Origin of the sequence: Rhodococcus sp. MSC1_016 (assembly GCF_023667485.2) — a bacterium.
Classification (GTDB): Bacteria; Actinomycetota; Actinomycetes; order Mycobacteriales; family Mycobacteriaceae; genus Rhodococcus_F; species Rhodococcus_F oxybenzonivorans.
In genome coordinates, this window is sequence record NZ_JAMOZI020000002.1 from 330,430 (window position 1) to 349,249 (window position 18,820).

Annotated in this window: 16 protein-coding genes; 7 read left to right on the top strand and 9 right to left on the bottom strand. The window is 66.3% G+C overall.

The annotated features are described in order from the left end of the window. Positions 1-36: 36 nt before the first annotated feature. The gene (locus tag L1080_RS33870) at positions 37-495 is read right to left on the bottom strand and encodes a winged helix-turn-helix transcriptional regulator (protein ID WP_250776737.1); all 459 of its coding nucleotides are present in this window, start codon (positions 493-495) and stop codon (positions 37-39) included. Positions 496-841: 346 nt separating this feature from the next. Then, positions 842-1,603 (bottom strand): SDR family NAD(P)-dependent oxidoreductase, encoded by a 762-nt coding sequence (locus L1080_RS33875; protein ID WP_250776736.1) that lies wholly within the window; start codon positions 1,601-1,603, stop codon positions 842-844. A 227-nt stretch (positions 1,604-1,830) separates the two neighbouring features. Here L1080_RS33875 and L1080_RS33880 point away from each other — a divergent pair, with 227 nt between their 5' ends. The 7 genes from L1080_RS33880 to L1080_RS33910 all read left to right on the top strand — a co-directional run bounded on the left by L1080_RS33880 (position 1,831) and on the right by L1080_RS33910 (position 9,670). Next, positions 1,831-2,661, top strand: coding sequence for a crotonase/enoyl-CoA hydratase family protein (locus L1080_RS33880; RefSeq protein WP_250776735.1), 831 nt, complete (start codon positions 1,831-1,833; stop codon positions 2,659-2,661). A 2-nt stretch (positions 2,662-2,663) separates the two neighbouring features. After that, positions 2,664-3,674 carry an NADP-dependent oxidoreductase gene (locus L1080_RS33885; protein WP_250776734.1) on the top strand — a complete coding sequence of 337 codons (1,011 nt, stop codon included), beginning with the start codon at positions 2,664-2,666 and terminating at the stop codon, positions 3,672-3,674. Next, positions 3,671-5,482 carry an acyl-CoA dehydrogenase gene (locus L1080_RS33890; RefSeq protein ID WP_250776733.1) on the top strand — a complete coding sequence of 604 codons (1,812 nt, stop codon included), beginning with the start codon at positions 3,671-3,673 and terminating at the stop codon, positions 5,480-5,482. The genes L1080_RS33885 and L1080_RS33890 overlap by 4 nt, the downstream gene beginning before the upstream one ends. 94 nt (positions 5,483-5,576) lie before the next feature. Beyond that, complete coding sequence (locus tag L1080_RS33895; protein WP_250776732.1) at positions 5,577-6,800, top strand: acetyl-CoA C-acetyltransferase; 1,224 nt, start codon at positions 5,577-5,579, stop codon at positions 6,798-6,800. A gap of 14 nt (positions 6,801-6,814) precedes the next feature. After that, entirely contained in the window at positions 6,815-7,552 is a 738-nt protein-coding gene (locus L1080_RS33900; RefSeq protein ID WP_250776731.1) for an SDR family NAD(P)-dependent oxidoreductase, read from the top strand. Beyond that, positions 7,549-8,031, top strand: a complete 483-nt coding sequence (locus L1080_RS33905) for a MaoC family dehydratase (protein ID WP_250776730.1) — start codon at positions 7,549-7,551, stop codon at positions 8,029-8,031. The genes L1080_RS33900 and L1080_RS33905 overlap by 4 nt, the downstream gene beginning before the upstream one ends. A 253-nt stretch (positions 8,032-8,284) precedes the next feature. Further along, entirely contained in the window at positions 8,285-9,670 is a 1,386-nt protein-coding gene (locus tag L1080_RS33910) for an MFS transporter (RefSeq protein ID WP_250776729.1), read from the top strand. A 125-nt stretch (positions 9,671-9,795) separates the two neighbouring features. On the opposite strand, the gene L1080_RS33915 is transcribed toward L1080_RS33910, so the two are convergent. The 7 genes from L1080_RS33915 to L1080_RS33945 form a co-directional block, all read right to left on the bottom strand. Then, complete coding sequence (locus tag L1080_RS33915) at positions 9,796-10,488, bottom strand: PucR family transcriptional regulator (protein WP_250776728.1); 693 nt, start codon at positions 10,486-10,488, stop codon at positions 9,796-9,798. Between the two features lie 115 nt (positions 10,489-10,603). Next, positions 10,604-11,323 (bottom strand): maleylpyruvate isomerase family mycothiol-dependent enzyme, encoded by a 720-nt coding sequence (locus L1080_RS33920; protein ID WP_250776727.1) that lies wholly within the window; start codon positions 11,321-11,323, stop codon positions 10,604-10,606. 5 nt (positions 11,324-11,328) lie between these two features. Beyond that, positions 11,329-12,156, bottom strand: a complete 828-nt coding sequence (locus L1080_RS33925) for a fumarylacetoacetate hydrolase family protein (RefSeq protein WP_250776726.1) — start codon at positions 12,154-12,156, stop codon at positions 11,329-11,331. A 6-nt stretch (positions 12,157-12,162) separates the two neighbouring features. Then, positions 12,163-13,242 carry a cupin domain-containing protein gene (locus L1080_RS33930; RefSeq protein WP_250776725.1) on the bottom strand — a complete coding sequence of 360 codons (1,080 nt, stop codon included), beginning with the start codon at positions 13,240-13,242 and terminating at the stop codon, positions 12,163-12,165. Between the two features lie 69 nt (positions 13,243-13,311). Further along, positions 13,312-14,994, bottom strand: a complete 1,683-nt coding sequence (locus L1080_RS33935; RefSeq protein WP_250776724.1) for a (2,3-dihydroxybenzoyl)adenylate synthase — start codon at positions 14,992-14,994, stop codon at positions 13,312-13,314. Continuing rightward, on the bottom strand, positions 14,991-17,096 hold the full coding sequence (locus tag L1080_RS33940) for an acetate--CoA ligase family protein (RefSeq protein WP_250776723.1): 2,106 nt from the start codon (positions 17,094-17,096) through the stop codon (positions 14,991-14,993). Before L1080_RS33940 ends, L1080_RS33935 begins: the two co-directional genes overlap by 4 nt. Further along, positions 17,093-18,796 carry an FAD-dependent monooxygenase gene (locus L1080_RS33945; RefSeq protein WP_250776722.1) on the bottom strand — a complete coding sequence of 568 codons (1,704 nt, stop codon included), beginning with the start codon at positions 18,794-18,796 and terminating at the stop codon, positions 17,093-17,095. The genes L1080_RS33940 and L1080_RS33945 overlap by 4 nt, the downstream gene beginning before the upstream one ends. Positions 18,797-18,820: the final 24 nt, after the last annotated feature.

Genomic DNA, 18,820 nt, shown 5'->3' on the forward strand with positions numbered 1-18,820 from the left:
GACACCGGACGACCGAATCGGTGGAGCGGACGCGGTTCAGCGGTAGACGAACAACCCCTTACCCACCACCGGTTCGGTGTCGCGGTCGGTGATTTCCTCACCGCAATCCGAACAGACGACACGCGGAGTCATCCGATGTCCGCAGGGCTTGTGTAGAAGATCGACCGGCGGCGCGGCCAGTCCTGTCCACTCGTTGCCCCATGCCATCAAGGCGACGTACACGGGAAAGAGATCGTGCCCTTTTGCGGTCAGGCGATACTGTTGACGCGCCCCACCCTCGGGGTCAGCGCGGCGCTCGAGAATGCCCTGCTCGATGAGCAGGCTCAGTCGGTCGGTGAGGATGTTGCGCGCGACACCGATACCGCGTTGGAACTCGTCGAATCGTCGCGCACCATTGAAGGCCTGACGGAGAATCGGCCACATCCAACGTTCCCCGAGCACTGCAGAGGAGCGCGCGATCGCGCAGTTCTCTTCGAACAGTTCGTCATGCTTCATACCACCACTCTAGATCTGGTAGTTGCAATTCGCTACTCTCCGAGTAGTTCGCTGCATCACACGCTCCCCTCCGTCACGGAGACGGCATGGCACAAGCGCGCAGCTGAAGACACCAAAGAACGATCTCGCTCGCCATAGAACTACTCGACGAACGCTCTCGTAGACTTTCCCACTTGTTCGGTAGCGATTACGCACGTCCCATTCGAGCCGACTCGGTTCGTGAGTGTCGTGGTCAGGTTACGAATGAGGCGGCGATCTGCGACCCCCGTCGAAGTCCGCGGACAGGCCTTGACCGGCCGGTCGGCAGACCTCGACGGGTGCACGGCGAGCGAGGCACGCCGCAACGTCAGGTGATGACGATCCCGCCGTCGACGGGCAGCGTCGAACCGGTGATGTATCCGCCGGCTTTACTGGCGAGGAACACGATCGTCGCGGCGAGTTCTTCCGGGTGCCCGAACCGCCCGGACGGCACACGTGCAAGTGTCTGCTCGACATAGCCGGGGGGATACGTCTGGGTCATCTCGGACTCGAAGAATCCCGGGGCCACGGCTGTGACGCGGATGCCCTTGCGCCCGGTCCACTGCTGGGCAAGATCGCGCGTCAACCCAATAACGGCCGCCTTGCTCGAGGTATAGGCCGCCTGCGGCAGCCCGGCGGTGGTCAGCCCCAGAACGCTGGCGATGTTGATGATGGCGCTACCCGGCTGCATCACGCGGCCACATGCCTGAGCCATCCAGTAACTACCGCACAGGTTGACATCCATGACATTTCGGAACTGCTCGGGCGTCTCCCGTGTCGCCGGTACGGCCGAGGCGATACCGGCATTGTTGACCAGTATGTCGACCTTGCCGAACTCGGCCAGCCCGGCGTTCACGATGCGGGTCGCGTCCTCGGGCAGCGAGACATCGGCTCGAACCACGACAGCGCGCCGGCCAGTTTCTTCGACCATGCCCTTGGTCTTTTCGAGCTGGTCGACGCGGCGCGCAGCCAGAACGAGATCGGCGCCGGCTTCGGCGAGACCACGCGCGAACGCGACCCCGAGACCGGAAGAAGCACCGGTAACAACGGCTACCTTGCCATCGAGTCGGAACATGTCGAGCAGACCCATCGAAAGATCCCATCTTTAGTGGTTATTTGAAACTATCGGGCAGAGTAACGCATGGCGCCTTCAACTTGTAGACGCGGGGATCACTTGCATATAAAGGATTATCGCCAGCCCTCCCGTACAGATGGGGTGCCAAGTCGGTACGTCTAGTGGGTTGTTTTAGTAGCACTTTACTACTAATGTTGGCGTGGAGACAGGAACCGGCAATGATCATGAAGGGAAGTCTCGTTGTGACTGACACAGTGGGCACGGAGTTGGCTGGGCGCACCACGGGTGGTGGTGAACCGGCCGTCACGGTGGAACGGCGCGGCCATGTGCTGCTGATCGGGCTGAATCGTCCCGAGAAGTACAACGCGTTCAATCTCGAGTTGATCGACCAGCTCGCTCGCGCGTACCACCTGCTCGAGAACGATCCGGAGATTCGGTGTGGGGTGCTGTTCGGTCACGGAAAGCACTTCACGGGTGGACTCGATCTCGAAGAGGTTGGCCCCCGGATCGAGGAAGGAGTTCTCGACTACACCCAGCCCGGCCTGCGGGACCCGTGGCGCAAGGACGGCATCTGGACCACTCCGCTGGTGATGGCGGTGCAGGGCTGGGTGATGACCTTGGCGATCGAGCTGCTGCTCGCCGCCGACATCCGGATCGCCGCGTCGGATGCGAAGTTTTCGCAGATGGAAATCAATCGCGGGATCTATGCCTTCGGTGGCGCCACGATCCGTTTGCCGCGCGACGCCGGGTGGGGCAATGCCATGCGCTGGCTGCTCACCGGTGAGCCCTACGACGCGGCCGAGGCGCTGCGGATCGGTCTCGTGCAGGAGGTCGTCGACCCGGGTAAGCAACTCGATCGCGCCCTCGAGATCGCCGAGTACATCAGTGAGAAGTCCGGACCGCTCGGAGTGAAGACGACCCTCGAATCGGCACACCGGGCACGCATCGAAGGAGAACAGGCTGCCTTCGACCGCCTCGACTCCGACATGTCCGCGCTGCTGCACACCGACGACGGACGTGAGGGGATGGCGTCATTCGTCGAACGCCGGCCGGCCCGGTTCACCGGGAAGTGAGTATGAACAGGCAATTTCGTCTTGCCCACCGTCCGGTTGGCGCCGCGAAGGAGACGGACTGGGATCTGGTCACCGAGCTGGTGCCGAGCCCCGGCGACGGCGAGTTCGTGGTGCAGATCCAGCAGCTCTCCCTCGACCCGGCGATGCGTGGCTGGATGAATGCCGGCCGGTCCTACGTTCCGCCGGTGGAGGTCGGGGCGGTCATGCGCGCCTACGCAACGGGCACGGTTGTCGTCTCCCGCCATCCCGATTTCCCGGTCGGTGAGCTGGTCACCGGGGAGTTCGGGGTGCAGGAATATGCGCTCAGCGACGGCCGGGGCGTGCGCCGCATCGACCGTCAACTGCCGGTTTCGGCCAGCGCTTACCTTGGTGTCCTGGGCTTGACCGGGCTGACCGCGTACTTCGGTCTACTTGACGTGGGGCAGTTCCAGCCCGGGCAGACGGTCGTGGTCACCGGCGCTGCCGGCGCGGTGGGCAGCACCGTCGGGCAGCTCGCGAAGCTGCAGGGCGGCAGGGTCGTCGGCATCGCCGGTGGAGCGGAGAAGTGCCATTATCTCGTCCACGAGCTCGGGTTTGACGCCGCCATCGATTACAAGTCCGAGAACATTCGCCAGGCGCTGCGCACCCACGCACCCTATGGCGCGGACGTGTTCTTCGACAACGTCGGCGGCGACATCCTCAATGACGGGCTGCTGCGGTTGGCCCAGCGGGCGAGGGTGGTGCTCTGCGGCGCGGTGTCCCAGTACAACTCCACGACCGGCGCCCAAGGGCCGGACAACTACCTGGCTTTGCTGATCGCCCGGGCACGGATGGAGGGTTTCGTCGTCACCGACTACGAGGACCGCTATGACGAAGCGATCGAGGCGTTGGCCCGGTGGATCACCGACGGTGCCCTGATCGCTGCCGAAGACATCATTCGGGATTCGATCCTCGCGTTCCCGAAGACATTGGCGCGGTTGTTCGCCGGTGAGAACACCGGAAAGCTGATTCTCGAACTGGAAGGCGCCGCATGAAGCGCAACCTCAAATCCGACCCGCCCCTGCTCGATCCCCGTGATCTCGACTTCCTGCTCTACGAGTGGCTCGAGGTGCAGTCGTTATGCACGCGCGAGCGCTACCGCGAGCACTCGCAAGAGACGTTCGACGCGGTGCTCGACCTCACCGCAGAGCTGGCAACCAAGCGCTTCGCCCCGCACAACAAACTCGGAGACACCCAGGAGCCGTCGATCGACCCCAACGGCGCCGTCGTCACCGTCCCGGAGATCAAGGACGCCCTCGCTGCCCTGAGCGAGACCGGCCTGCTTGCCGGAGAGTTCGACGCGCGTCTCGACGGAATGCAGCTGCCCTACGTGGTATCGAAGGCCGCGTTCGCGTGGCTGCAGGCAGCGAACATCAGCACCTCCGCTTACGCCGCCCTCACCATCGCCAACGCTCACCTACTCGAGGCTTACGGTACCGAGGCCCAGATCGACCGCTGGGTTCGGCCGATGCTCGCGGGCCGGTTCTTCGGCACGATGTGCCTGTCCGAGCCGGGCGCCGGATCCTCGCTGGCCGATCTCACCACCCGGGCGATCGCGCAGGACGACGGTACCTACCGGCTCACCGGCACCAAGATGTGGATCACCGGTGGCGACCACGAAATCAGCGAGAACATCGTCCACCTCGTGCTCGCGAGAACCCCGGACAGCCCGGCCGGGGTGAAGGGCATCTCCCTGTTCATCGTCCCCAAGTATTTGGTCAACGGCGACGGCACGATCGGTGAACGCAACGATGTCGCTCTTGCCGGTCTCAATCACAAGATGGGCAACCGCGGTACCACCAACGCCCTGCTGAATCTCGGCGACGGCACCCACCGTCCCGCCGGTCGTGCCGGAGCGGTCGGATACCTTGTCGGGCAGGAAAATCAGGGCCTGACCCAGATGTTCCACATGATGAACGAGGCCCGAGTCGGTGTCGGACTCGCCGCGACCGCGCTGGGCTACACCGCGTACCTGCAGTCGCTCGACTACGCGCGCACCCGCATCCAGGGTCGCCCGCTCGGTCGACCCCAGGAAGGGCAGGTGCCGATCATCACGCATCCGGATGTGCGACGAATGTTGCTGGCGCAGAAAAGCTATGTCGAAGGCGCCCTGGCCCTCGGCCTGTACTGCGCCCACCTCGTCGACGACGTCGACACCGCCGACGATCCCGCTGCCCGCAAGCGCGCCGAACTGCTCCTGGAACTGTTGACCCCGATCACGAAGAGCTGGCCGTCCCAATGGGCACTGGAAGCGAACTCCCTGGCGATCCAGATCCATGGTGGATACGGATACACCCGCGACTACAACGTCGAACAGCTCTACCGGGACAACCGCCTCAACGCCATCCACGAGGGCACGCACGCCATCCACGGGCTCGACCTGTTGGGCCGCAAGGTCCTCATGGCAGACGGCGCCGCACTGCGTCTTCTCCTCGAGACTTTCGAGGCCACCAGCAAACGCGCCACCAACACCTCCACGCCACTGCGCGAGTGGGGCGAGCGCCTGCACGAGGCAACCCAGCGCATCGCCACCGTCACCGAGCACCTCTGGCGGACACGGGATCCGGAACTCGCGCTCGCGAACGCGAGCACCTACCTCGAAGCGGTCGGACATTGCGTCATCGCCTGGATCTGGCTCGAGCAGGCGCTGACCGCCGAAGGCAAGACCGGGGACTTCTACGAGGGCAAACGCCACGCCGCCCGATACTTCTTCACCCACGAACTACCCAAGACCGACCATCAATTCGATCTGCTGGCCAGCTTGGACCGGACCACACTCGACATCAACGAGAACTGGTTCTAATCCGGCGTGCCGCGCCACCCGGCCGAGGCACGTGCCGATCCGCCGTATTCGCGCACACACCTGCTCACCTCCTCGAATCAGAAAGTGAACATTCATGACAGAAGCAGTAATCGTTGCCACGGCCCGCTCACCCATCGGACGCGCCGGTAAGGGATCGCTCCGAGAGATGCGCCCCGACGACCTCGCCGCGCAGGTGATTCGCGCAGCCTTGGACAAGGTGCCCGCACTCGACCCGTCGACCATCGAAGATCTCTATCTCGGTGCCTGGGAACACTCGGGCGAGCAGAGCGAGAACATCGCCCGCCGGGTCGCCGTCCAACTCGGCCTCGACACCGTACCCGGGGCAACGGTGAACCGCGCCTGCTCGTCGAGTGTGCAGACCACCCGCATGGCCGCGAACGCCATCAAAGCCGGGGACGGCGACATCTTCGTCTCCGCCGGCGTCGAATGCGTCTCCCGCTACCCGCAGATGACCGGTGTCGGCGCCGGCGACGAGCAGTTCCAGAACCCGCTCTTTTCCGCCGCACAGGCCCGCACCGCCGAACTTGCCCGCACCGCAGACACCTGGACCGACCCCCGCTCGGCAGGTCAACTGCCGGACATCTACATCACCATGGGTCAGACCGCGGAGAACGTCGCCACCCTGCGAGGAATCTCCCGCGCCGACCAGGACGAGTTCGCCGCCCGATCCCAGCAATTGGCCGAGAAAGCCATCGCCGACGGATTCTTTGCACGGGAGATCAGCCCCATCACCGTGTCCGACGGAACCGTGGTCGATTCCGACGACGGGCCCCGCCCGGGCACCACCATCGACACGCTCGCAGGGTTGCGCACCGTCTTCCGCGAGTCCGGCACGGTTACCGCCGGCAACGCCTGCCCGCTCAACGACGGTGCCGCGGCGCTGGTCATCATGAGCGACAGCACCGCAACGAAGCTGGGCCTGACACCGCTGGCGCGGGTCGTGGCCACCGGCGTCAGCGGGCTGTCTCCGGAGATCATGGGACTCGGTCCGGTCGAGGCATCGCGTCGTGCCCTCGCCAAAGCCGGCCTCACGATCGACGACATCGACCTCGTCGAAATCAACGAAGCCTTTGCAGCCCAGGTCATCCCGTCCTACCGCGACTTGGGCATCGACCTCGACCGCCTCAACGTCAACGGCGGCGGCATCGCCCTCGGCCACCCCTTCGGTGCGACCGGAGCACGCATCACCACCACCCTGTTGCATTCCCTCCAAGAACGCGACCAGCAGTTCGGTCTCGAAACGATGTGTGTCGGCGGCGGCCAAGGTATGGCCATCATCTTCGAACGCCTGAGCTGAACATGAGTGAAACCATGTCCAACATAACCTTCGACTTCACCGGTCAGACCGCGATCGTCACCGGCGCGGCACGCGGCATCGGCTTCGAGATCGGCCGGTTCTTCAAAGGCGCCGGCGCGGAGGTCGTGCTCGTCGACTTCGACAAGGTGGCCCTCGACGAGGCGACCGAGAAACTGCGCTGTCACGGTGCCCTCGCCGACGTCAGCGACTCCGACTCCGTGCAATCGGTGGTGGACCTCGCAATCGAGCGGACCGGCCGCATCGACGTCCTGGTCAACAACGCCGGCATCCTTCGGGACCGGCTGCTGTGGAAGCTGACCGACGACGACTACGAACAGGTCATGGCCGTGCACGCCGGCGGAACCTTTCGTTTCACCCGCGCCTGCGTTCCCCACTTCCGGACCCAGAACCACGGGCGGGTCATCAACGTCACCTCCTACACCGGCTTGCACGGCAACCCCGGCCAAGCCAACTACGCGATGGCCAAAGCCGGGATCATCGGGTTCACCAAGACTGCCGCGAAAGAACTCGCCCGGTTCGGGGTAACGGTCAACGCGATCTCCCCGAACGCCGAAACCCGGATGGTCGCCTCGATCCCGGAGGGCAAGAAAACGGAAATGACGGCGCAGATTCCGCTCGGGCGTTTCGCCGACGCCCAGGAAATGGCCGCGGCCGTCGCCTTCCTCGCATCCGCCGAGGCCGGCTACATCACCGGTGTGGTCCTGCCCGTGGACGGAGGAATCGCGATATGACCCACTTCGCAGGACTGAACGAGCTGCGGGCATCCGTCGATGCCGATCTCGGAACGAGTCGATGGATCGACATCGACCAGGCCCGGATCAACACGTTCGCCGACACGACCGAAGATCGTCAGTGGATTCACACCGATCCGCAAGCGGCCGCCCAGGGACCGTTCGGTACCACCATCGCTCATGGATTCATGACACTGTCCCTGGTGGCCGCGTTTCTCGAAGACCTGATGGTGGTGGACGGGATCAGCATGGCGGTCAACTACGGGCTGAACAAGGTGCGGTTCCCGGCACCGGTGCCGGTCGGCTCCAGGATCCGCGCGCACGGCCGGGTGCTCGCGGTCGACGAGATCCCAGGCGGGGTCCAGACCACTGTTCTGGTCACCGTCGAACGTGACGGCTCCGATAAACCGGTCTGCGTCGCCGAATCCGTGAGTCGATTCCTCGCACCGGTCGCAGAAGCCGTCCCCGGCCAGCAGTAAACCCTTCGGATTCGCGGTCGGCGGCATAGATCGAACACCCCGGTCGCCGATCTTGCGCCTCCGATCGCGAATCCGCCTGTCCAGCAGCCTTTCTACCTCGTGCCCGATAACCCGTAAAATGGCGCGCCGCCCCGCCTGGGCCCGCCCCGCTGTTCTTCTGCGTCTTTCGTCACGACGCGCACGCCCGCGCCGCGGCACCCTGACCCCTCCCCTCGACCTCTCACCGGGTCGACTTCCGTCGAGGAGCACTCCCATGACCGACAAAGCGATTGAAGAGACAGACACCGCCCTCACCCCGCCGCAGGGGCACAAGACACGGCAGCGCGCGCACCACAAGCTGCTCGCCGCGGGATTGTTCGGCAGCTCGATCGAGTGGTACGACTTCTTCCTCTACGGCACCGCCGCAGCACTGGTATTTCCGCACGTGTTCTTTCCGGATGCCTCGGCCCTGATGGGAACCCTGCTGTCTTTCAGCACATTCTGGGCAGGTTTCATCGCCCGCCCCCTCGGTGGACTGATCGCCGGCCACTACGGCGACAAATACGGCCGCAAACCCGCCGTACTGACCTGCCTGTTGCTGATGGGCGCAGCCACCTTCCTCATCGGGTGCCTGCCCGGTACCGCGCAGATCGGGATCTGGGCACCGATACTGCTGGTAGCCCTACGATTCGTCCAGGGACTGGCGTGCGGGGGGCAATGGGGTGGCATCGTGCTGCTGCTGACAGAATCGGCGAACCCGAAACGCCGAGGCTTCTCCGGCACCTTCGGCCAGATCGGGGTATCGCTCGGCATCATCCTCGGGAATCTCGCGTTCCTCGCCGCCACCGCCGCCATCTCCACCGAGGCGTTCTTCGCGTGGGGATGGCGTATCCCCTTCCTCTTCAGCGCGCTGCTCTTCCCCGTCGTGTGGTACATCCACACCAAGGTCGAAGACACACCCGAGTTCCGCGAACTGCAACAACACACCGCGAACTCGGCGGCCCGGGTCGTGCGAGCTCCCCTCGCGCAGGCACTCACCCGGCACTGGCGCACAGTCCTACTCGCAAGCGGACTCATGGCGGCGATCAACGCGTTCCTGTACATCAATATCGCCGGAATCTTGAGCTACGGCACCACCGAACTCGGACACAGCCGCAACGACCTGCTGAGAATCTCGCTCCTGGCCACCGCGATCTCTGCCGGTTTCATCATGTGGGGTGGGCACCTTTCCGACAAGATCGGGCGGCGGCCCGTGGTGTTGATCGGCGCCGCACTCATCGCCCTCTGGGCATTCCCCTACTTCTGGCTCGTCAATACCGGGTCCCTGATCTGGTGCTTCGTCGCCGTCACCGTCGGCAGCCTGTTCTCCTCCCTGACCTACGGACCCATCGCGGCATACATCGGGGAATTGTTCGCACCGAACGTCCGATACTCCGCGGCATCGGTGTCCTATCAGCTCTCCGCCATCACCGTCAGCGGCGGAACACCCTTCATCATGACCGCGCTCATCGCACAGACAGGCAGCACCACCTGGGTATCAGCCTTCATCGCCGCGATGGGCGCGCTCACGGTTCTGTGCGCCGCACTACTACCGGAAACCAACTCCGAGGCTGTACGCAACGACCCCGCGACCCTACCGGGCCAGCCGGCGACCCCCTGACCGAACGTATTCCGAGCCGGATGCGGGTCCTCCTCGACGTGACACGCGTAAATGCGTATTCGAATACTCCGTACGTACGTCCGGCGCCCCTCGGTAGCGCAGAAACCGTTCCACCTGAGCCGGATTCAGTGCGGGCATCCCAGGGCAATGGTGAGCTCCAACACCTGCCGGGGGTCACCGAGGCGGTCGCCGAACAAGTCCCGCAGCTGGTTCAGCCGATATCGAACAGTCTGCGGATGGACGAATAGTGCGGCGGCGATGTCGTCACGGCGCCCCTGGTGCAGGAGCCACGCTCGCAGCGTTTCGGTGAGCCTGTTCCGGGACCCGGCGCGGAGTCCGGCCAGGGGAGCGAGGACGCGGTCCCGCAGGTCTGTGAGCGCCTCGGGATCAGATCGCAGGACCACCTCGGTCAGATGATCGTCGGTATCAACGGGAGCCCCCGCGTCCCCGAGGGCCAACCGGAGCGCCCGGCGCGCCCGATCGAATGACGACGCGACCGCACACCATGGCCGCACCGGACCAACTACTGCAAGCGGCCGATCACCGAATCTCGCAATAAGGTCACGGCGAGTCCGTTCATTCAGGTCAGGTATCAGAAGGGCCGTGAGGTCCTCGGCCCCGGTGAGGCCCGGTAGATCGTCAACCAGCCGCAGGGTACGCGGGTCGAGCGGTGGGAGCTTGTGCCCGTGAGCGGTCAGGACCGCAGTCAGCGTTTCCGGGGGTGTCCACGCGGCCCGTTCAGCGGCGGCCACGAGGACGTCGGGGGCTGCGCCGTTCAGCAGTTCGCGGGTGAGCCGGTCGAGATATCGCTGGCGCACCTGGCCGGTGGTGGCCAGTTCGTCCGTGCCCCGACACGCTGGCGGCGGACAACTCGTCGATGTAGGCGAACACCAGTTCGGCGAAGGTGGCCGCAGTCGCGGCATCGACACCAGTTTACAGCCAGCGCGGCGGTTCCCCGATGTCGCCGTCGAGGGCCACGCCGACGGCCCCTCGGCCCGCAGCCCATCGCACCACGGCCGCGGGCTGCCCGGAGATCTTCGTCGTGATCGACGATTCGGGGGATACTGCGATCGGCGCAGCGCCGTTGATCTCGAGCACGAGTCCGCCGCCGAGATCCTTTTTCTTCCACGCACCGACGATGTCGGTGAGCAGCGAATCGAGGACGACGCCGGGAAAGTCGCCGAATCGGCCGCCGTTGCCGAGGTCGACGGCGTGGATCCACACTTCCCGGGTCCGCATCCAGGCCGTCTCCGACGCCGGCACCAGCCGGCCCTGCGCGGTCCGCACCTGCGCCGACCACGCCGCATCCGGCAGGTTGCGCCACTTCTCGTCGAGCCGGGCGACGGTGTGGTCGAACAGGTTCCGCAGCGCCGTCCCGTTGAGCGTTGCACCCTCGGCGATCTCTCGGCCCCGCTGCTCCGCCGACGCGTACATCGGGGTTTCCACCCCGGACGTCGCCCAGTCCAGCAGCCGGCACAACGCCGCCGCGTTGTAGCCGACGTGTGCCACCAGGTGTCGCCGTGACCACCCGTCCAGCGCGATCTGCTCGTACAGTTGCTCGTCGGTCAACTCCGCCAGGCGCTGCGCGAAGTACGCGGTGCCGCGGCGGGCGATCAGCAGCCGCTCGGCCAGGGGAAGGTCGTGAAAGCTCACGGCTCCTACTTGATGATCGTCGTGTTGCGGACGGTGCCCAGGCCCTCGATGGTGACCTCGACGGTCTGCCCGTCCTGAATGTAGAGACCGGGCTTGCGGGCGTGCCCGACCCCACCGGGGGTGCCGGTGATGACCACGTCACCGGGCTGCAAGGTGACGATGTGCGAGATGTACTCCACCAGCTTGGCCGGGGTGAACACCAGGTCGTCGGTGGTGGTGGACTGCACCACCTGCCCCTCCAGCTTCGTGACAAGGGTGCCGCCGAACGTGTAGGAGTCGGTGGTCGTCAGGAACGGCCCGAAGCCGCTGGTCTTCTCGAACGTCTTGCCCTGATCCCACTGCAACGTCCGGTACTGGTAGTCGCGCATCGTGTAATCGTTCATCACCGAATACCCGGCGATGTAGGACTCGGCGTCCGCCTCCGGCACCTGGTACGCCTGTTTCCCCACGACGAATGCGAGTTCCCCTTCCCAGTCCAGCTGCGCCGCAGCATAGGCCGGGACGATCACGTCGTCGTACGGGCCGGTCAACGCCTCTTTGAATTTGGAGAACAGCGTCGGGTACTCCGGCAGATCCCGGCCCATCTCCTGGATGTGGTTCGCGTAGTTCAACCCGACGCAGATGATCTTCCCCGGGTTCGGCACCACCGGGGCGTAATCCGCGCCCTCGAGGCTGACGAAGTCACCGGACGCACTCGCCGCGACCGTCTTCCAGTTCGGGTCGGTCAGCAGGGCGGACAGGTCCGGGTACCCGTCGATGATCGTGGCGGTGGTGTCGGAATCGACGCGGACGGCGACGGTGGCACCGTTGTGGCGCAGGGTGGCAAGCTTCATGAGATTTCAGGCTCCTTCGGAAATATGGGTGCGATGAAAGTGCAGGCGTTCGACGATCGGGGCGTCGGAGAATGCGAACAGGTCGAACTCGGTTTCGGCCTCGATCGACCACTGCGTCCAGGACGGGACGACGATCATGTCCCCCGTGGCCACGGTGCGGATGTCGCCCGCGAGGATGAACCGGCCCGACCCTTCGAACACCTGGTAGACGGTCGACCCGACGTCGCGGCGGGGCCGGGTGTGCGCGCCCGCGCGGAGTCGGTGGAACTCGGCGCGGATCGTGGGCATCACGTCGCCGCCGGTGGTCGGGTTGGTGTAGCGGACCGCGGCGTGACCGGGTTCGGTGGTCGCCGCATACCCCTCGTCCTCCAATGCCAGTTGCTCGCGCAGGGCGGCGTCGGTGTGCTCCCACCGGTACGCGGCGATCGGTGAGGAGGTCTTCGCGTCCAGCCCGATCAGCGGTCGCAGTCCCGGGTGCGCCCACAACCGTTCCGACCGGGACACGTCCGGGGTGGAGTCGTCGGTGACGTTCTCGGATCCGAATTCGAAGAACCCGGTGTCGGTGTAGTGCACGAACGGGATGTCGAGGCCGTCGATCCAGGCCATCGGCTGATCGGTTTCGTTGTGGTGGCCGTGGAAATGCCAGCCCGGGGTGAGCAGAAAATCGCCGCGCCGCATCGCCACCGGGTCGCCGTTGACGACCGTCCACACCCCCTCGCCCTCGACGACGAACCGGAAGGCGTTCTGCGCGTGCCGGTGCTCCGGCGCCACTTCCTTCGGACCGAGATACTGGATGGCCGCCCACAGCGTCGGCGTCACATAGGGGACGCCACCCAAACCGGGGTTGGCGAGGGCGATCGCCCGGCGTTCCCCACCCCGGCCGACCGGAACGAGGTCCCCGGCCCGCTGCGCCAGCGGATACAGCGTCGACCACTTCCACACGAACGGCACCGCCCGCGACGTCGGCGTCATCGGCATCAGATCGCCGAGCTGGGTCCACAACGGATTCAGGTGTTCGCTCTCGAAATCGGCATAGAGCTGTTTCAGCTCCGGAGCGTCGTCGAGCGAGGGGTCGGGGGTATGCATGTGGTGCTCCTTCGATTGGAGACCGAGGATCGGCGGCGGCGCCATACACGTCGCCGATCCTCGGTGGACTTAGGAGGTGGCGTGTTCGCGGGCGAGACGGTCGCGGATGTCTTCGCGCATGGCCTTCTTGTCGATTTTCCCGACCTTGGTGGTGGGCATCTGGTCGACGATGACGAGCCGCTCGGGGAGTTTGAATCGGGCGACGCCTGCCTCGTTCATCAGGGTGATGACGTCGTCGAGGGTGACCTGGTGACCGGGTGCGAGGGTGACGTACAGGCACAGCCGCTCACCGAGTTTCGGGTCGGGCATGGCGACGGCGGCGGCCATCTCGACGCCGTCGAGCTGGTAGGCGAAGTTCTCGACCTCTTCGGCGGAGATCTTCTCCCCGCCGCGGTTGATCATGTCCTTGTCGCGGCCGGCGACCACCAGGTTGCCGTCAGGGCGGCGGACGACGATGTCGCCGCTGGCGTACCAGCCGTCGGGGGTGAACGCCTTCGCGTTGTGTTCGGGGGCGCGGAAGTAGCCGCGTGGGGTGTAGGGGCCGCGGGTGAGCAGGGCGCCCGGTGTCCCGTCGGGCACGGGGTCGCCGAGCTCGTCGACGACGGCGATCTCGTCGGCCTCGCTGACCGGTCGGCCCTGGGTGTTCGTGATGATCTCCGGGTCGTCGCCGAGGCGGGTCATGTTGATCAGTCCCTCGGCCATGCCGAAGACCTGCTGTAGGCGGGCGCCGAGGACGGGTTCGACGCGTGCGGCGAGTTCGTCGGGCATGCGGGATCCGCCCACCTGCAGCACTCGCAGGGTGTTGCCGGTCATGGTGTGGTGTTCGCGTTGGTGTTCGATCCAGGTCTGGGCGACGGCGGGAACGGCGGTGGCGACGGTGACGCCTTCGGCGTCGATGGTGCGCAAAGCCCGGTCGGGGGCCGGCGACGGCAGCATCACGGTGCGGCCGCCGGCGAACAGCGCACCGAGGATGCCCGGACATGCCAGTGGAAAGTTGTGACTGCTGGGCAGGGTTCCGAGATAGACGGTGTCGGAGTCGAATTCGGTGACATCGTTGCACCGGAGGACGTTGTAGACGTAGTCGTCGTGGGTGCGGACGATCAGCTTGGGCAGTCCGGTGGTGCCGCCGGAGAGCAGCAGGCAGGCCACGTCGGCGCCGGTGGGTTCGTATTCGGCGTCGGTGAACCGGACGGGGGTGTCCATGCCGGCGGCCAATGAGCGTTCGGGTGCGTGGGGCGTCGCGTCGGTCGAGAGTTCTCCGTGGACGAGCACGGCCTGGATGCTGGGGACGTCGGCGGCGACCTGCTGGGCGATCTGGCGGAGGTCGGTGTCGCGGTCGGTGTCGGCGACGACGATCGCGGTGGCCTCGGACAGTGATGCCAGGTGGGTGAGTTCGTGCCTGCGGTGTGCGGGCAGCGCCATCACGGGGATGATCCCGGTCCGGAAGCACGCGAGGGTGAGGGCGACGAACTCCCAGCTGTTGGGCAGTTGCAGCACGATCCGGTCACCGGGAGCGATCGACAGGTCGAGCAGATACTGGGCGCAGGAGGCGGCTTTGTCCCACAGTTGCCGGTAGGTCAGGCGGGTGGAGCCGTCGACGAGGGCTTCGTCGTCGGGGCGGCGGTCGACCTGCTCGGCGATGTGGGAGCCGATCGACACTCCTTGCCAGTAGCCGGCCTTGCGGTACTGCTCGGCGACCTCATCGGGCCAGGGCACGACGCCGTCGATGGACAGCGGGGTGCGGGTGCTCATGACGGCTCTCCTTCGAGTGCGGTGGGCGGATGCGGTGCCGGGAGGATGACCGCGTCGAGAGCCGTCAGTCCGGTCGGGGTCAGGCGCAGTGGATTGATCTCGATATCGCTGATCTCGGGGTGGTCGGCGAGATAACCGGCGACGGTGACGGCGAGGTAAGCGAACTCGTCGCGGCTCAGGACGGGGCCGCCTCGCCAGCCGTCGAGCAGCGGGGCGCACTGCAGGTCGTCGAGCATGGCGGCGGCCGCGGCGTGGGTGAGGTGGTGGCTGCGGATAGCGACGTCGCCGATTGCTTCTGCCGCCGTGCCGCCGAGGCCGGCGACGACGATGGGTCCGAACACCGGATCGCGGCGGGCGCCGAGGAACAGGTCCACCCCCGAGGTGGCCATACTCTCGACCAAGTATGCAGGTGCCTTGATGATGTCGAGTGCGTCGAGTGCGGTGTCGAGGTCCTCCGCGGTGCGGATCCCCAAATGGACACCGCCGATCTCCGTTTTGTGTACGACCGTGGCGTCGAGGATCTTCACCGCGACCGGGAGGGTGAGTTCGGTGAGGGCCTGGTGTGCGGCGGTGCGGTCGGTGCAGACCCGCCTGGGCGGTGTGGCGATTCCGAGGGCGTCGAGGAGGTCCTTGGCGGTGGCCTCGTCGGCGGGCAGCGAGATCGCCGGGGCCGTGACGGTAGTGGCCGGCCGGGGGTCGGCGGCGCGCAGGAAGCGACTCCGCGCGTCGTGCACCAGCGCACTGACGCCGGTGGCGAGGGCGGTCGGGCTCGGCAGCACCGGGACACCGATCTCTGCGGCCGACGCGGAAGTCTTGCCGACGGCCTCGGCGGGGCCGCCGATGCCGAGGACGACGGGGATGTCGGTGTGGACTCCGGAGTCGCGGACGGCGGCGGCGAGGTCGATGGCGTCGGGTTCGGCGAGGGCGTAGACCGCGAGGGCGTCGATCCCGGGGTCGGCGGCCGTGGCCGCCAGGACATCGCCGAAGGTGGCGCCGGGCCGTCCGGTGTCGACGGGATTGGCCTGGAACGTCAACGGCGGCAGCAGTTCCGACAAACCGGATTGGGTCGATTCGGTGAGGGTGGGTACCTGGACGTCCTGGGCGAGCAGTTCGTCGAGGATCATCAGACCGGGGCCGGCCTGGGCGGTGACGAGGCCGATGCCGGGGGCCGGGGCGGGCTGCAGTCGGGTGCGGCTGAGCACGGCGAGCGCATCGACGAGGTGCTGCTCGGTGTCGACGACCACGGCGCCCGCCTCGCCCAGCAGCGCCCGGGTGGTTTTCCACGACGTTGCGAGGGCGCCGGTGTGCGATTCGGAGAAGGCGGAGACGTCGCTGCGCCCGACGACGATCGCGACGATCGGCTTCTCGGCAGTGACCTTGCGCACCGCGGCGAGGAGCGCCTGGCCGTCGTCGACTGATTCGACGTGCAGTGCGATCGCGGTGACGGACGGGTCGCCCCCCAAGTAGTCGAGTACGTCGACGCTGGTCACGTCGACGCTGTTGCCCAAGCCGACCCCGAGTCCGACGCCGACTCCCTGCTCGGAGAGCAGGAACGACAGGGCGTGATTCATGCCGCCGCTGGCCGCGACGACCGCGACGGTGCCAGGGTTGATGTGTTCGACCGTCGGCACGAAGCTCACGGTGGTGCTTTCGGGGCGGAAGAAGCCGGAGGTGTTCGGTCCGAGCAACCGGATTCCGGTCTCGACAGTGATGTCGGCGAGCTGGTGTTGCAGCGCGATACCGTCGGGGCCGGCCTCGGCGAATCCGCCGGAACAGATCAGGGCGGCACCGACGCCGCAGTCCGCGGCCTCACGCAGCGCGGCTGGGGTGGCCGCGGCCGGAATGCAAAGCACTGCCAGGTCGATCGGCGTGCCGTGCGATTCGGTGGCGGCGGCCAGCGACACGTGGAATCCGTCGCCCGCGCTGTTGGGGTTGATCCCGTACGCGGTCACGGAGCCGTCGCCGCCGCGAGTGATCGCGTCGAGCATCACCGACCCCAGCTTTCCGGGGGAGGCGGATGCTCCGACCACGGCGATCGAGGTCGGGGCGAACAGCCGATCCAGTCGTGTATTCGTCCTCGCGGGAAAGTGAGTCAATGTCATTTCGCCACCTCGGTGGAAGTGAGGACACGCGGATGCGCGTCGGGGGCGGATTCGAAGGCGACGGCGTCGGCGCGACCGGACAGGATCAACGTTGCAGCGCAGTCCCGTTCGTCGACCGCGCGGCGGGCGCGCAGAGAAGCGGGCTGGTCGATAACGATCACCGGGATGCGGTGGGTGAAGCGGACGTGTTCGGCGCACAACACGCGGGAGAGCGCGGTGCCGCCGCGGACCACGACAGCAGCCGGTGTGCGCGCACACAGCTCATCGAGTTCGGTACGGGTGACCACGTCCAGGGAGGTCTGGTCGGCGTCCGGTGCGGCGAAGATCGCCGCACCGTCCGGTTCGGAGGCTGTACCGGCGGTCACCGAGGTCGTGTCGTCGTTGAACTGCAGGGAGTCGCCGAAGGACTCGGTGATTCGTAGCAGCCGGGAGCTGAGTGTCACGGCTCCGATGGTCAGAGGGGTGTCCAGGGGCGCGGCACTGTGCTCGGTGGTCCAGGAGCGTTCGGCATCGGAGACGAACCGGGGGTCACGCACGCGCATCTTCTCGGCCGAGATGGCGCGGCTGAAGAAATGGAATCCGAACTGCCACGGTTCGAGTGCACGGTAGTACTCCCCGAAGTGGTCCCACCAGGACAGGCTGGGCATCGCCGAGTCCTGGATTTTCGCGACCTGCGGGCGGCGGATGTCCTCGAACGCGGCCAGAGCGGCATTGAGGTCCCGGCGGTGATCGGCGACGGTCTGGGCGAGGACGGCGGCGTCTTCCATGGCCATCTTGGTGCCGGAACCGACCGAGAAGTGGGCGGTGTGTACGGCGTCGCCGAGGAACACGATGGGGGTGCCGTGAGCGGCGCGGGTGTGCCAGTGCTGGGTGCGGCGGGTACGGAAGTTGGCCCATCGGGAGTTGTTGGCCACCAGCGGGTGTCCGTCGATGTGGTCGGCGAACAAGTCCTCGAGGTAGCGCTGGGTCACCAGGTCGGATTGCCCGGGTGGGGTGGACATGTCGAAGCCGTCCAGTCCCGCGCGCCGCCACGTGGCCTCGTCGGTTTCGACGATGAAGGTGCTCAGGCCGGAGCCGATCGGGTAGGTGTGCACGGCGAAGTTGCCGTGTACGGACTGCTTGTGGAGGAAGGTCAGGCCGTCGAACTGGAAGGTGGTGCCGAACCAGATGAACTTGACCGCCGCCTCGTCGACCGAATGCCCGAGTTCGTCCAGGAAGTGCTGCCGCGACGCAGAATTCGTTCCGTCCGCGGCGATGATCAGGTCGTAGTCGCCGCTGGCGTCGAGGGTGTCGACGTCCACGGCGGCCGAGTAGTGCAGTCGCGCCCCCAGCTCGGTGGCGCGGTCACGCAGTGCTCCGAGCAGGACCCGGCGGTGCACGGCGGACATTCCGTTGCCACCGGCGGAGGCGGTGACGCCCTTGCTGCGCACCTCGATGGTGTCCCAGTGCCGACCCTGCTCGGCCAGGGTGTCCCGCAGCACGGGATCGACCCGGTCGACGTTGTCGAGCGTCGCGTCGGAGAAGACAACCCCGAATCCGAAGACGTCGGATTCGTTGTTGCGTTCGAAGACGTCGATGGTGGTTCCCGGCACGGTCTGCGCCAGCGCGATCGCGGAGAACAATCCGCCGGGCCCCCCGCCGATGCAGGCGACTCGCAGCGGTGCCGCGTCAGGTGTCTGGTTGTGATCTGGGATGGACATCGATGTCGGCCCCTCGTGTGACTG